Source organism: Paenibacillus sp. PK1-4R, from assembly GCF_030369595.1.
Classification (GTDB): Bacteria; Bacillota; Bacilli; order Paenibacillales; family Paenibacillaceae; genus Paenibacillus.
In genome coordinates this window covers 4274841-4289573 of sequence record NZ_CP126535.1, presented here as the reverse complement: position 1 = coordinate 4289573, position 14733 = coordinate 4274841, and the positions used below count along the sequence as shown (strand labels likewise).

Below are 14733 nucleotides of genomic sequence, written 5' to 3'. Positions count from 1 at the left end.
ATAAAAATGCTTGTGATCCCATCTTCTCGTTACTGAAAACCAGTCTTTTTGAACACGTATTTATAGAGGTTGTCCAAAAGCTTTTTGGTACACAGCAGCTGGCCATTCTGCCCAGGGGAATTCTCTTGCAGGCAAAGATTGCAGAATAACTTCTTCCTTAGTAACTGGATGAGGAAAAGCAGCAATCGCCGACCATAGAGCGATCTGTTGCCCGGGTTTATTCACGCTTGCACCGTACTTCTGATCCCCGTACAGAGGGCAGCCAATTTCTTTCATTTGCACCCGAATCTGATGAGATCTGCCGGTGTGCAGTTCGATATGAACGAGGCTATATCGGTCTGTCTCTCCAATGACCTGATAATCCAGAACGGCATCCTTACCGCCAACCGTACCTTTAGGTACAACAGTAACGGTATTTGTACGTGCATCTTTCAGGAGTGTGTGTTTTAACGTTCCCTGCTGTGCAGGCAACTTGCCGTGTACAACAGCCGCATATATTTTACGGAAATGGCGTCCCCGCACAGTCTCGGACAATCTCGAAGCTGCTTTAGAAGTCTTGGCAAAAATCATTGCCCCTCCAACAGGACGATCAAGTCGGTGTACTAACCCGAGATAAACATTGCCAGGTTTGTTGTATCGTTCTTTCAGATCCTGCTTCAGCAATGTAAGTAAATCCGGATCACCTGATGAATCTTCCTGGGTAGGTACATTGACCGGTTTCGTAATGCCTAACAGATGGTTGTCTTCGAACAGAATCGGAATTGCATCGTGATCATGCCGATGTTCTGACATGATTAAGACTCCCAACGGCCCAGAATACCACAAGGCAGATCAAGACCACTGCGTGTGATTGGCAGACCAATTTCACCTGCAGTAATGTCACCACCGTACTGAGCAGACATCGTCATGGTCAACATGTTGCGCAGAACCGTAGAGGAAATGCCCGTAGTGTAGGAGTTAACCAGCATGAATAATGGATTATCCGACAAGATCGTCATACATGACTTCAAGAAAGGATATAGGTTCTCTTCCAGTTTCCATGTCTCTCCATTAGGGCCTCGGCCATAAGAAGGAGGGTCCATAATAATGGCGTCGTAACGATTTCCACGACGTTGTTCCCGTTGTACAAATTTGAATACATCATCTGTAATAAAACGAACAGGGCGATCAGCCAGTCCGGATAATTGAACATTTTCCTTGGCCCATTGAACCATGCCTTTAGCAGCATCCACATGCACAACAGAAGCGCCTGCGTAAGCAGCAGCTACCGTTGCTCCGCCTGTATAGGCAAACAGGTTCAAGACAGAAATAGGGCGTCCTGCATTGGAGATTTTATCCATCATCCAGCTCCAGTTGGCGGCTTGTTCAGGGAACAGGCCAGTGTGCTTAAAGCTGGTAGGTTTAATGTGGAATTTCAGGTTTTCGTATCCGATCGTCCAGCGCTCGGGAATGGGCTTTTTCATATCCCAGTTACCGCCACCGGAAGAGCTGCGATGATAGTGACCGTGCACTTGCCGCCATTCATTGGTTTCTTGCTCAAGGGGCCAAATAATCTGTGGATCGGGTCTGCGTAAAATCACATCTCCCCAACGCTCCAGTTTCTCGCCGCCTCCTGTATCGATTACTTCATAGTCCTTCCAATTCTTAGCTACGTACATAATGATTTATCCATCCTTCAAAAGTCATTTGGATACTATTGTACAACAAAAAAGGGCTTGTACGCCAGTTGGGGGACGGGATCATTGGAGGAAGGTATTACATCTGACCTTAAAAGGGTGAGGTATTTTAGCTGTGTTGAAATCCAAGGTGTGCCATATACTGAAAAACAAAGATAACCAAAAATTTAATTTGACAATGATAATCATTATCACATATGATTTTGTTAATCCAAAATTCATTCTTTCTTCATAGAGAGAATATAACATGATCAATTAAAGTGAGGGAAAAATAGATGGCTAAATTGTTAGTGGCTTATGCGAGCATGACAGGAAATACAGAAGAAATTGCAGAACTGATTGTGGAAGGAATTACACAGGGAGGCCACGAGGCAGACCTGAAATCCGTAACGGATTGTAATGCATCTGATGTATTGGACTATGACGGATTCATGATCGGTGTGTACACCTGGGGAGACGGGGAGTTGCCAGATGAATTCCTTGATTTCTATGAGGAGCTGGATGAGCTGGACCTGAGTGGTAAGAGAGCTGCGGTGTTTGGTAGTGGTGACACCTCGTATGAGCAGTTCTGCGGTGCAGTTGATCTCGCGGCTGCCAAGCTGCAAGAGCGTGGGGCGGAGGTATCTCCAGAGATGTTGAAAATTGAATACAGTCCGCTTGAGCAGGAGAAGGAAACATGCCGTGACTTTGGCAAACGCTTCGCTGCTGCCGGATTACAGGTATCCTAAAGATCATGTTAAGACATAATGTTCAGGCAGCGATGCCAGTCGGAAGGAATGATCTTCCTGAACGTCTGCTTGAAGATTACAGATTGGAAGAAATGCTGCGTAGCCCACACCGATTCATCCGCCCTGAACCAGTGTCTGAGCAGCGTCTTCCACTGCAATGGAGGCACCGTGTACAATATGCGGTGAGCCATGCGGTCAATGCCTTTTATAGTCTCGACCCCGATGTTCGCAAAGAGGTACCCGTACAGTATTTACTTGAGAAATGGTGGCCCAGAAAGACCGATGGTTTCGAATCTGTTCTCCATTACTGGGATGTGAAGAACAAGATTACGGATGAATTGTCACTCGCCATTGCAATGAACGATGATCTGAAACATCCAGCCATTCTTTTTGAACAGTGGAGAACGGAGTTACCTTCATTATCCATGCATTTATCGATGATATTTCAGGCGGCCTGGCAACCAGAAGGCTGGGATTCGCTGCTTATTCAGAAATATATGGTTGTCCACGATCCAAACGTAGTTGAAGCATTTCAGCATATGGTCAGTGTATTCTGCTGGGAGGCCTTCGGAAAATTACCGGGTATGATCGAGATATACTGCTTGTTGGAAGGACGCAAAATTAGGTACATCCCTGGACGCCAGTCTCTGATACGTTCCATGGACTACATTCGCTTGATACGTGACAGTATGCCGCAAGCTGAAGTGGTGGAGTCAGAACAGTTTACGACGCGTGATAAGGCGCGCATACACGAAGAGGTAGATCGCTGGAAAACGGAAGCCGTTGAACCGAAGAAAACATGGTTGATGTGAAGGCGATTGAAGGATAACGATATATCATGCAGATAGAGGAGGGGAAGTTGCCATGTCTACCGGTCTAAGTCAAGATATAAGCAGCGGCAAGAGACGTGCAGGAACTTGCGAATTCAGTCCGTTGCCAGTACCCCAGTCGGTTATACGAAAGTTGCTTGATGAAGCAGATCCTTCATTATATGTGATGAGTTCAGAACCTTGGAGGTTTATGTTGTTTGCAGGCGAAGGGCGACAGCTATATCTGGAAGCGGTCAGACAGAGCTATCCACCCCATCTGGCTGATCGCTACGGCGATTGGGCTACATATCAATACACGGAAGCAATCCCTACCCATCTGGTTGTCGTGGCGCCTAGAAATGCCCGTGAGGATGATCTTCTGCCGGCCAAAGCCTGGAGCAAACGTTTTAGTATTCTGGCTGCGGAACAGGGTTTGAATGCTGTCTGGAAGATCAATGATTATCAACAACATCCTGTGTTTATGAATTTGATGGGACTGACAAGTGAAGAGAAGGTGCTGGGGGTCTTCCATATCGGTTACGGAGACCAGCCTGCATTGCGGGATATAGATGCAAGCAGACCAGCCTCTGAACTGATGACGGTCTATGACCATCTGGTATAAAAAATGATTCATTAGTTCTCTTATTTGCTGGTGTTGGACAGAAAATCACGAACGAGCTGACGATTCGTCTGATCTTTGTTGTAGACGGAGAACAATCGATTGGACACCGTAAGGACATTGCCAAAAAAGAATCGTTCGAATTGGGTCTGCCTGCCCCCGAATGATCCAGCCCCAAGCTCCCAGATCAGGCGAAACAGAGCGTTGCGTTCGTGAGAAGCCATATCGTTCCCTTTCAGATATATATTCAGTGACGGAGCGATATCGGATTGAAACTCTTCTTCCTGAGGGATCATAATCACCCCGCTCGAACCCAAGAGTTGCAGAATTTCAATCATCTCAGGATAAAGTTTCGGAAAAAGGAGATTGGCTGCCATTAATGGTTTGGGTGCAGGTAATACAAATCCTCGTCCGTCTGGTATTGCACCTGCCTCCGCGGCCAAGGCCAATGCTTTTAACGATTCAAGACCTGCGAACACACGTGCAGATTTCTCTATAACATGTGCTTCCGTATTCAGATCCAGTGTATCCGTGAGAAGCTGGATTGTACCGAGAACAAATTCCGTCTTGGCAATATAACGACACAATACCTGATGACCTGCGTGAATATGAAAGTTGCTACCACTGAAGAGACGTGAGGACATTTCCTCACTTCCTGCAAAAAATATTCGTTCATGCGGAACAAGCACCCGGTCAAAGATGACGATATTGTCCATTTCTTCATATCTGGAACTCAGAGGATAGTTGGTGTGAGATTCGGCTGCGTAAGTATCCCTGCATACCAGACTGATTCCTGGCAGATCATTGGGGACAGCAAAAGAGAATGCAAATGGATTTTCGTCATCAAATGGGGCAGGAGAAGGTGACGGATAGACAAAAATCTCATCCGAAGTGGCAGCTTGTGTAGCCATCATAAATGCTCCGCTAACAATGAGGCCTTCCTCAGTGCGATCTACGACCTTTGCGGCAATAGCATCCTCAGTGGCATCCAATTGCCCTGAGATTTTGCTGGCATATGGCTGAATGAAGGCATGGGATAGCGTAATATCATGATCACGGCAGTAGGCATAATAATTCTTGAGATTTTCTGCATATTGGGGAGATAATTCGTTCAGGAGATCGGCACCTGTGTAAAAGGACATTATGGCTGTATTCATGTAATCGGGTGAGCGACCAAGAAAGCCATGATGGACATTTGCCCAGATATTCATCCCTTCCCGGCGTTTACGGAGGTCATCGGCACTCGTTGGAGGCAGGAAGGATATGCCCACAGGTTTGCCGTCTGCCGGGGAGGCATACGTCATCTTTTCCGCAAATTGAGGATCAGATTGCAGATCATACATGTACATCTGAGTTTCCATTAAACCAGCAAATGCTACATGTTCAGAGCGTTTTCCAGTAATAAGTTTACCTTTGTACCAGCAAGGGACGGACTGGGCATCAATTCGTTCGCGATACTGTGAGCCACTTTTAACAGGCATTATTATTCACCTCTTGGTTCTAATCGTTCATGGGCAGACTGACTTCTTACGTAGTGTACGTAGGTGATCTGTCCAATGTGCATTTAAGAGGTGAGAAGCATTTTTACAGAATAGGGCTTGATAATAATTATCATTCTTGTTACAATAGACAAAGAAAAAAGGAACCGGTAAGGGCTCCTTTATGTGCATTACATGAAATTACTTATTTTACTTCAAAAGTCTTACAGTCTGTTTCAGCAGACTGACTTGCTTCTTTGGAACTGTGACTCACGATGTAGATCGAAGAAGCGTTACATTTGTTCTCTTGAGCCCAGTGACGACAGGAATTAACTTCACACAATACGTCTTTTGCCATGATTGATAACCTCACTTTAATTGGATTACATTCGTTGGTATAAAGAAACCAGATACAACAAGTTGCCGCTTGCGGATCTGGAAAATTTTTGCTCTCACGAAATTTAGAGGGCTTTTTTGCGTTATACACAACGATGCATAATTAGAATAGCAAATTTTATTGAAGCTTGCAACCAAATGACTTCCTTCTGTGGCAAAATAGTGTACGTGCTGTGGTTATATTTGCAAAAAGACAGTAGTATGTTATTATTTAATAGTAATAATTACGATTAAAGGTCTAAGTGGTTCTATATAAATTGAACTAAACATTTACACGATAACAGCGATCGGAAGGTTGTTCTGTCATCGAAGTGGTCAGTGTAAATATTCATTAGTTCAACTTATATAACTTGAATCACGGACTGACACTATAAATGAAGGAGCATATGTATACATGAGCAAAATAAACCATATGAACCGGATTCCCCGAGCAAAAGGGATCGATATGGCTTCTTTTTATACGCCGAAAGAGTGTAGGCGTAAAGCCCAGCATATTGTATTTTCCGCAGAAAATGAGCGTATCATTAACGAATTCATAACCATTCTGGGCATGAAAGAGAGGTTCAGAGAGCATGATGTATCAATCCCCAACAAAATGGTCATGTTCGGGCCTCCCGGCACGGGAAAAACATTAACGGCATCACATCTGGCGGAGCGTCTTGATCTGCCATTGGTTCTTGTGAGATTAGATGCGATCATACATAGCCATCTTGGGGAGACGGGGAGTAACGTACGCAAGTTATTCGAATATGCACGAATGAATCCCTGTGTGTTATTTCTGGATGAATTTGATGCCATAGGCCGGACACGTGAGAGCAATGATGAAGTGAAAGAGATGGCTCGTGTCGTCAATACGTTATTGCAGTGTCTGGACGAATTTGATGGGGACAGCATACTGGTGGCTGCAACGAATCTGGAGACCCAACTGGATCATGCCATCTGGCGGCGTTTTGATACGAAGATGACCTATGGTATGCCTGATGATTCAAGTCGCAGATTGTATATCAGCAAGTTGGTGGGAGCATTTGAACAGGAGACCCGGCTGGAAGATTACATATGTGAACGCTTGGCAGGGTGCAGTTATGCGGATATAGAGCAGATCGTTTTGAAAGCAAAGCGGAAAGCGATCATTGCCAGTAGTACACTTCATAAGCAACTGATCTCGGATGCTTACGATGAATACAAGCCACGTGTCTTAGAGTGTTGACTGCTTCTATTTTGGATAGTTTAGATAAAGCAACAAGGAACAACGCTGAAATAGCCCAGTCTCCTGAATGGAATCCTGGGCTATTTGCCATGTTAGCATGTTGCGTTACACTTTAACGGCTGCTCCGTATGCTTTTTCTGTATTCATGGCTTCTTGCGTTGCAGTCCAGCGTGGCAGACTTAATCTGAACATGCTCCCTTCCGGGCTACTAGAGACAAGTGTCAGTTCACCGCCCTGTTCCTGAGCGAGTAGCCGGCTATATGTTAATCCTAGACCCAGGCCGCGGTTACGACGTTTTTTGAGTTCTCCACGATAGAACCGTTCGAAGATTTTGGGTTGTTCTTCAGCTGCGATGCCTGTGCCGTTGTCCTTGACATCAACGTACAGCATCTGTTCTTCTGTACTTAGATAAATATCGAAGACAGCTTTCTGTTCAGGAGCTGTGGCATGAAGTGCGTTATTGAGCAAATTGACAATGATCTGCTGAATGCGGAGAGCATCCCCCATGGTAAAGAAGTTAATTGGAGGTGCGTGCAGCTGAACCTCTGGCATTTTGTCCTCATACGCTATCTTCCACTGATAGATGATCTCACCGACCAACAGCTTCAGATCCGTCCGTTCCTTGCGAACGGCAACACTTCCTGCAGCCATGGCGTTATAGTCAAGCAAATCTGCGACCATTCGCTCCATGCGTTCAGATTCCTTCAAAGCGATATCCAAAAATTCTTTTCCTTCCTGTGGACTCACGACATCGTCACGTACTGCCATAACGAGCCCCTTGATGGAAGTTACCGGTGTCTTGAGTTCATGACTTACCCCTGCCAGCGAAAGTGTACGCCATTCTTCGAGTTGTTGGAGACGAGTCGCCATATCGCGGAATGAATTTACAAGTTCATTGATCTCACGTTCTCGTGTATTCAAGTCAAGGCTCACATCATAATTGCCACCTCGAATCTGCTCAGCGGCATAGGCGACCTGACGAATAGGTCTGGATAACTTATTGGACAGGAGATAGATTGTAAACCATCCACAGAGGATTAGTCCTCCGAGGATTAGAGCTACGAGCCATATGGTCTCTGGACCAAATGTAATGGATTGTTTGGACTGCATGACCCACACTTTACCCAAGGTTTGATCGCCCTCGGATATGTTGACCGTTACACCTGCATATTTGTTGTTTCGCGGTTCAAGATAGTCGTCTGACAGTCGATAATGCACATCTTTTTGCTCCATTTTAGGCTGGGAAAAGATTAATTGATTGTTATTGTCCAAGATCATGACACAAAAATAATGATCTGTATTAAATAGTTTCTCTCGCTTGGTTACCAGTCTGTCAAGATCGGGTGGAACCCGAAGCATATTATTTTCACTGGTCACATGATCGGCAATCTCCAGACCAAGCAGTTCTGCGGTTTTGAGGCTTTTCTCAATTGAAGTTGTTCGAATCCAGTAGAGTGCCCCTGCCGCAATAATCGTGAAACCAATGCACAAAATGAGAAAATATCGCAGTGTCCAGTGTGACAGAATGGATATCGTCCGTTTGTTTTTTTTCTGTTTCAGTTGGCGATCCAAAATTGATACCCCATTCCTCGCAACGTCCGAATTTCTCCCGTCTCTGCAGACCAGTGGGAGAGGGCTTGACGTAGTCGTTTAATCGATAGATCCACAGCACGGTCACTGCCATCATAGTCCATCCCCCATACCTGTTCAATAAGGTGATCCCTGGTAAACGTACGATTCGGATAATCGGACAGGAAGAACAGCAACGACAGGTCACGAGGTGTGAGTGCAACCTCTGCACCGTTCAGCAGCACCTGCTTGGCAGCAAGATCAATGACGAGATTTCCAAAGGAACGCTTCTCTTCGCCACCAGAGGTCCAATGTGGATTACGGCGCAACACCGCATTAACTCTGGCGACCACTTCTTCCGGTACAAAAGGTTTGCTCATATAATCGTCAGCACCGGCATTTAGTCCGTTGAGGCGGTCTGAAATGTCATCCAGTGCAGTTAGCATGATCACGGGACAAGCACTTTTTTCACGAATAATCCGCAGCAGATCCCATCCATCCATTCCTGGCAGCATCACATCAAGTAATACCAGGGAAGGCGTTACGGCATCAAAAAGGGTAAGTGCAGTCGGTCCATCTGCTGCATGATGAACTTCAAATTCTGCTTTTCTCAGATAAGCAGCCAGTACTCGTGCAATAGCTTGCTCATCCTCGACGATAAGTATGGATTTCAAGAAAAGCGTTCTCCTTTCGCTGAGTAAACTTGTACTGATTTTACATGAGCTAGAGCGTAAAGCCAATCCTGTATTACGGATTTGAAAAAAATATGGGACTTGTCTTATCTTGACTTCTTCCTGACACATTCGATTGATATGATTCACTCCAACAAGCAACTTAAACAATAATATACTGGAGGAAACATACAGATGAACAAGAAAGCAAAAGCATGGCTTATTACAGGTGTGGCGGCGGTTGCTGTAATCGGTGGCGGTGGTTACTATCTCGCAAATAGCTACTTGGGGAACAACGTGGAGATTGAACAGGTGCTTCCTGCCAGCACAGCAACTTCCACAACAACTGTAGATAGCACAGGAACGGCTGTAGCCAATGAAACTGCAGGAGCAGAGCAACTGAACGGAGACTGGAACATCAGCGAAGGTTCCAAAGTATACTTCTCCGTAACCACTTCACAGGAGACGGTTAATTTTGTGGACGAGCAGGTAAAAGGGAATTGGACAATTAATGTAGATGATGCTTCTCAGATGAAGGCAGAAGGACAGATCGAGATGGACGGCATTGATTCCGGGAATGGACAGCGTGATGGTCACGTGAAGCAAGCGGATTTCTTCGACATTGCTACGTATCCACAGGCAACTTTTACAGCGACTTCATTTGAAGGGGTACCTGCGGAATGGCCTGTCGGTCAAACGGTTGATATCAAAATGAATGGTACGATTACGGTTAAAGGTATTGAAAAAGAAGTAACTTTTGACGCAAAAGCTGCTTATGAGAATAATGCAGTATTGTTGTCGGCAACATCCATGGTAACATTCGAAGATTTCGGAATGGAAAATCCACACTCCGTTGTGCTCTCAACTGAAAATGATATCCAGGTACAACTTGAATTGAAACTTTCCAAATAAGTGTAACAATGATCATATACCTGAAAATCTGTTCTATTCTGCCTTACGGTAGACGGACAGATTTTTTTGTTTCTTTTGCAAAATAGTGTGATTAATATAGCTCAAATGTAACTGTCACAGGATCATATTGTTAAAATAACTGCTGTTTCCTTTGGATTATGCCGTGTCGCCTATCACTATTAAGCGCTTACAATGAGGAGGATTCATAACATTCATTGATCCATGCACAATCAAACACAAAAAGGGGGAGATCAAGAGTGAACAAAAGGTACATAAGCGGGTGTCTGGTATTACTGATGCTGTTCTGTGATCTGGGGTTAATGGTTCGTCCAGCGGCTGCAGAAGATGCAAAAGTGAACGTGGCACTTAACAAGGCGGTTACGGTAAGTGAGCAAGATCTATTGTATGAGGGACAAAAAGAAAAGGCGGTGGATGGTGATGTGAATACTCACTGGAGTGCGAGCTCACCTTCTTCTGAAAGCAATCCTCATTGGTTGACCATAGACCTAGGTGCGCCATATGAGCTTTCCGGAGCGGAGTTGACTTGGAAGGACAAAGATCAAGTTATAAAATATTTGATTGAAGTATCTGATGATGGTAACAACTGGTCAACTGTTGTGGACCAAACGACTAACGAAATAAAACAGACTGTCGCCAGTGAAGAATTCCAGACCAGTACATCTGTCCAGTATGTGAAGGTAACGATTCCGTATTATGCGGGAGCAACTTGGTGGCCCGGGATATCCGAGTTTAAAGTCTGGGGAGAAGAGGAAAAAATTGATCCAGCAACCATTACCGGATACGATGCTGTGCAGGTCAAAACAGTGGCTGGGGTTGCTCCTGTTCTGCCGACAAAAGTGACAGCGCAGTATCTAAACGACAAATCTGGTTCGGTTCCAGTGGAATGGGATAGTATTGACCCTTCAGAGTACGCACATGCGGGCAGCTTTACCGTGACAGGTGCAGTATATGGTGCGCCTCCAGAGCCTCAGCTTAAAGCTACGGTGATCGTTGAGGGATATCGTGAAGACTATGTTAGAGGTGTCGATATTTCCACGTTGACTGCCATTGAGGACAAAGGCGGAAAATACGTGGACAGCAACGGTACAGAGCGTGATTTGCTTGATATTCTCAAGGATCGCGGTGTCAATTATGTGCGTCTTCGTCTGTGGAATGATCCACAGAAATCAGGGGGGTACAATGATAAGGAAGATGTCATTCGTTTGGCCAAGCGAGTGAAGCAAAAAGGTATGAAGATCCTGCTTGATTTCCATTACTCGGACGAGTGGGCGCACCCGGGTCAGCAGCTTCGTCCCAAAGCTTGGGAAGGTCTTTCCCCCGAAGAGTTGAAGCAGGCCGTATACGACTATACGGTTGAAGTTGTAAGTGAGATGAAAGCCGAAGACGCTATGCCTGATATGGTACAGATCGGTAACGAGATTAACAGTGGTGTGTTGAACGGCTTGAGCAGTGACGTGGATTTCGAGCAAAATGTTGCATTGCTAAAAAGCGGAGTTGATGGTGTACGTGCAGTAGAAGGAGAGATCACCGATAACGCGGATAAGGTGAAGATTATGATCCATCTGGCTGAAGGCGGCAAGGCGGATACGTTCAAATGGTACTTTGGAGAGTTACGTAAAGGCGGACTGGACTATGACATTATCGGACTGTCGTATTACCCGTTCTGGCATGGGACGTTTGCGGATGTACAGAAAACGATGAATGAAGTGTCAGCCGAGTTTGGCAAAGATGTCATTATCGCTGAAACGTCCTATCCGTTTTCCTACAAAAACGGGGATGCACACGGTAATATCATCGGATCGGATGAAGCGCTTCATGTAGGGGGAGCAGACTTTCCCGCAACCGTTCAAGGTCAATATGATGCCATCGCCGGCATTATGGACATGATTGCGAACGTGCCGAATAATCATGGTGCAGGTTTCTTCTACTGGGAACCGGCGTGGATTCCGGCCGGTGTAGGCTGGATTGCATCCGAAGGGAATGCATGGGAGAACCAAGCGATGTTTGATTACGATGAATTTCCGGCCAACGGCGGGCATTCGTATGAAGGCAGAGCGTTATGGTCCCTTGATGTGTACAAACGTGGATTGGGTCTTCTGCCCGCAGACCGCCAGCAACTGGATGCGGCACTTACACGAGCCAGATCATTGGTACAGACTGATTTTACTCCGGAAAGCTGGGGGACTCTGGCTCCGGCAATCTCGGCAGCGAATGATGTATACCAACAGGCATACACGCCGGGCGGGGTAACTCAAGCAGATACAGATGCAGCGACAACAGCATTGGAACGTGTGATGCAGCTGATGCAGGTTATCGCCCCGCAGCTTGACGAGCTCAGAGCTAAAATAGCGGAAGCGCGTACGTATCAGCAGACTGACTGGTCTGCGGCCACTTGGGCGGTATTGACCAAAGCGCTGGAAGGCGCTAAGCAGGTCTTGAATGATCCAAGAGCAACACAGACGGATGCAAATACAACGGTTAAACGTTTGCATGATGCCATTCAAGGTCTATCCAATGTGGACAAAACACAACTGCACCAGTACATTCAACAAATGCAGCAGCAGATTAAATCTTCCTATACACGCCGGAGCTGGTCTGTATTGGAACAGTCTTTGCAGGCAGCGATCCAGGTCCGAGATAACAATGCTGTTGTCCAGTCTGAGGTAAATTCAGCACTAAGTACGTTGAAACAAGCCTTTGCTGATCTGGTCTCTCTGGAGGCTTTAACAACGGGCAAAACGGCAACGGCTTCAAGCAGTGCAGGGACTGGAGGCAATCAAGCCAACTCTCCTGAAGGTGCAATTGACAACAATCCAAACACTTCATGGGGAACAGACCAGAGTAAGGATAGCTGGTGGCAAGTGGATTTGGGTCAGGTTGCTAACCTCCGCAAAATCGAAATGTCGATGTGGAGTGGCGGCATCAAATATACGATCGAAGTGTCCAACGATAACAAAAATTTTGTGAAAGTAGTGGACACCACAAGTGATGTTGTTGTATCAACTGCACCTAGCCATGTACTTCCAGAAGGCACGGAGGGACGTTATATTCGAGTAACAATTAAAACAGGTCCCACATGGGTAGGATTCATGGAATTTGAAGCTTACGGTACGTTCCCGGCGGACAAATCTGCACTGCAAGCTACTGTAGATACCGCTGAGAAATTAAAGCAAATCGAATACACGACTTCAAGCTGGAATGTGTTCAGTAAGGCGCTTTCTGAAGCGAAGGCATTCATTCTGGATGTTGAATCTTCAACGCAAGATGTGAGCAATGCGGATCGTGCGTTACAAGATGCTGTGAGTAAACTTGTACGTCAAGATGTAACACCTGGCCCTGGCCAGCCATCCCAACCAAGTGAACCATCACAACCGTCCAACCCGGGAACAGCCCCTTCAACGGGGAATCCGGCTGTAACAACACCGACTGAACCTGGTAATCCGCCAGCGAAGGGTCTAATAACGGTAAAAGGAACAGCAACCGGGGATGACAAGTATTCTATTCGTCCGGATGCATCTCAATTAACTCAGGCACTGCAATCCATGGATGCAGGAAATCGTACGTTGAAACTGCTTGCAGATGTACCCGACACAGCCAAGACAGTCACATTCCAGTTGGCTGTAAGTCAACTGGCAGCATGGATTCGTTCCGAGGAAGTGAAATCCATGGATGTAGTCGTAGGACAAACTACCGTTCGTGTTCCTCTAAAATCACTCCCGCTAACTATTGCGGAGACTGCGGGAACGTTCGACATCGTAGTGGCAAAAGGATCGACAGATACACTGTCCACATCGCAAAAAGCAGCGATCGGTAATCATGCGATTGTTGATGTAAGTTTGTTAATGAACAATAAGCCATTGCAATGGACAAACAGAGCGGTTGAGGTTGCTCTATCCAATGTGGAGCAACCTAAAAAGAATGATGTAGTTATGGTTGTACATTCCGTATCTCCAAGTGGTGAAATGAAACCTGTTACGTATTCCAAGTACGATGACAAGACAAAGACGATGGCGTTCAAACCGCTGGAATCGGGCAGTTATGTCATTGCAGAAGTTGAAGTACCATTACATGATCTGCAAAATCACAATTGGGCTCTCCAAGAAGTGCAGAACCTATACGGTAAGGGAATTATTACGGGGATGAGTGCAACACGTTTTGTCCCACAAGGTGAACTGACCAGAGCACAATTTTTGCAAATGATTATTAAAGGTATTGGTGATGTACGCCAGCCCGATCCATCTATCTCAATCCCAACAGATGTGAAGGAAGGACAGTGGTATGCCGATTCAGTACGACTTGGCATTGAAATGAACATTATTCAAGGCCGGGCGGATGGAAGCTTTGGAGCGAATGAACGTATTTCGCGAGAAGATATGGCCGTTATGCTGAACAGAGCACTGCAGGTTGTGCAACGTGATCAGGATGCGAACAATGCTGCACAAGGAAATACTTTATTTGTAGACAACGCCGAGATCGCCGGGTATGCAAAAGAAGCTGTAGCTTCGATGCAACAACTTGGACTGCTGAACGGCATGCCTGATGGCACGTTTGCTCCGAAAGAAACAGCGAACCGTGCACAGGGTGCTGTTGCAATCGCGAGACTGATGGAACAACTGTATTAGAGATATTTCAAAAAGTCCGCTTTTG

The 14733-nt window shown here is 45.9% G+C and carries 12 protein-coding genes; 6 read left to right on the top strand and 6 right to left on the bottom strand.

The window, feature by feature from the left end:
• Nucleotides 1–60 precede the first annotated feature (60 nt).
• On the bottom strand, nucleotides 61–792 hold the full coding sequence (locus QNO02_RS18500; protein ID WP_249912272.1) for an RluA family pseudouridine synthase: 732 nt from the start codon (nucleotides 790–792) through the stop codon (nucleotides 61–63).
• 2 nt (nucleotides 793–794) lie between these two features.
• Complete coding sequence (locus QNO02_RS18495; protein ID WP_017687801.1) at nucleotides 795–1658, bottom strand: class I SAM-dependent methyltransferase; 864 nt, start codon at nucleotides 1656–1658, stop codon at nucleotides 795–797.
• Nucleotides 1659–1951: 293 nt separating this feature from the next.
• On the opposite strand from QNO02_RS18495, the gene QNO02_RS18490 reads away from it, so the two are divergent.
• The 3 genes from QNO02_RS18490 to QNO02_RS18480 are packed head-to-tail and all read left to right on the top strand — an operon-like array spanning nucleotide 1952 to nucleotide 3835.
• Nucleotides 1952–2404 (top strand): flavodoxin, encoded by a 453-nt coding sequence (locus QNO02_RS18490; protein ID WP_017687802.1) that lies wholly within the window; start codon nucleotides 1952–1954, stop codon nucleotides 2402–2404.
• A 5-nt stretch (nucleotides 2405–2409) separates the two neighbouring features.
• The gene (locus QNO02_RS18485; RefSeq protein ID WP_249912273.1) at nucleotides 2410–3216 is read left to right on the top strand and encodes a hypothetical protein; all 807 of its coding nucleotides are present in this window, start codon (nucleotides 2410–2412) and stop codon (nucleotides 3214–3216) included.
• A 52-nt stretch (nucleotides 3217–3268) separates the two neighbouring features.
• Nucleotides 3269–3835, top strand: coding sequence for a nitroreductase family protein (locus QNO02_RS18480; RefSeq protein ID WP_249912274.1), 567 nt, complete (start codon nucleotides 3269–3271; stop codon nucleotides 3833–3835).
• Between the two features lie 20 nt (nucleotides 3836–3855).
• On the opposite strand, the gene QNO02_RS18475 is transcribed toward QNO02_RS18480, so the two are convergent.
• Together QNO02_RS18475 and QNO02_RS18470 are read right to left on the bottom strand one after the other, a co-directional pair.
• Nucleotides 3856–5313, bottom strand: coding sequence for a 4-hydroxyphenylacetate 3-hydroxylase family protein (locus tag QNO02_RS18475; protein WP_289389626.1), 1458 nt, complete (start codon nucleotides 5311–5313; stop codon nucleotides 3856–3858).
• Between the two features lie 202 nt (nucleotides 5314–5515).
• Entirely contained in the window at nucleotides 5516–5668 is a 153-nt protein-coding gene (locus QNO02_RS18470; protein WP_074095586.1) for a DUF1540 domain-containing protein, read from the bottom strand.
• A gap of 432 nt (nucleotides 5669–6100) precedes the next feature.
• Here QNO02_RS18470 and QNO02_RS18465 point away from each other — a divergent pair, with 432 nt between their 5' ends.
• The gene (locus tag QNO02_RS18465; RefSeq protein WP_289389625.1) at nucleotides 6101–6913 is read left to right on the top strand and encodes an AAA family ATPase; all 813 of its coding nucleotides are present in this window, start codon (nucleotides 6101–6103) and stop codon (nucleotides 6911–6913) included.
• Between the two features lie 105 nt (nucleotides 6914–7018).
• Here the strand turns inward: QNO02_RS18465 and QNO02_RS18460 are convergent, their stop codons facing one another.
• Both QNO02_RS18460 and QNO02_RS18455 read right to left on the bottom strand, forming a co-directional pair.
• A complete protein-coding gene (locus QNO02_RS18460) occupies nucleotides 7019–8485 on the bottom strand; it encodes a HAMP domain-containing sensor histidine kinase (protein WP_289389624.1) in 1467 nt (488 codons plus the stop codon).
• Nucleotides 8470–9156: a response regulator transcription factor gene (locus tag QNO02_RS18455; protein WP_289389623.1), complete on the bottom strand. Its 687-nt coding sequence runs from the start codon at nucleotides 9154–9156 to the stop codon at nucleotides 8470–8472. The genes QNO02_RS18460 and QNO02_RS18455 overlap by 16 nt, the downstream gene beginning before the upstream one ends.
• Before the next feature lie 192 nt (nucleotides 9157–9348).
• Between QNO02_RS18455 and QNO02_RS18450 the strand changes: the two genes are divergently transcribed.
• Both QNO02_RS18450 and QNO02_RS18445 read left to right on the top strand, forming a co-directional pair.
• On the top strand, nucleotides 9349–10065 hold the full coding sequence (locus QNO02_RS18450; protein WP_289389622.1) for a YceI family protein: 717 nt from the start codon (nucleotides 9349–9351) through the stop codon (nucleotides 10063–10065).
• 257 nt (nucleotides 10066–10322) lie between these two features.
• Entirely contained in the window at nucleotides 10323–14708 is a 4386-nt protein-coding gene (locus QNO02_RS18445) for a glycosyl hydrolase 53 family protein (protein WP_289389621.1), read from the top strand.
• The last annotated feature ends 25 nt before the right edge of the window (nucleotides 14709–14733 follow it).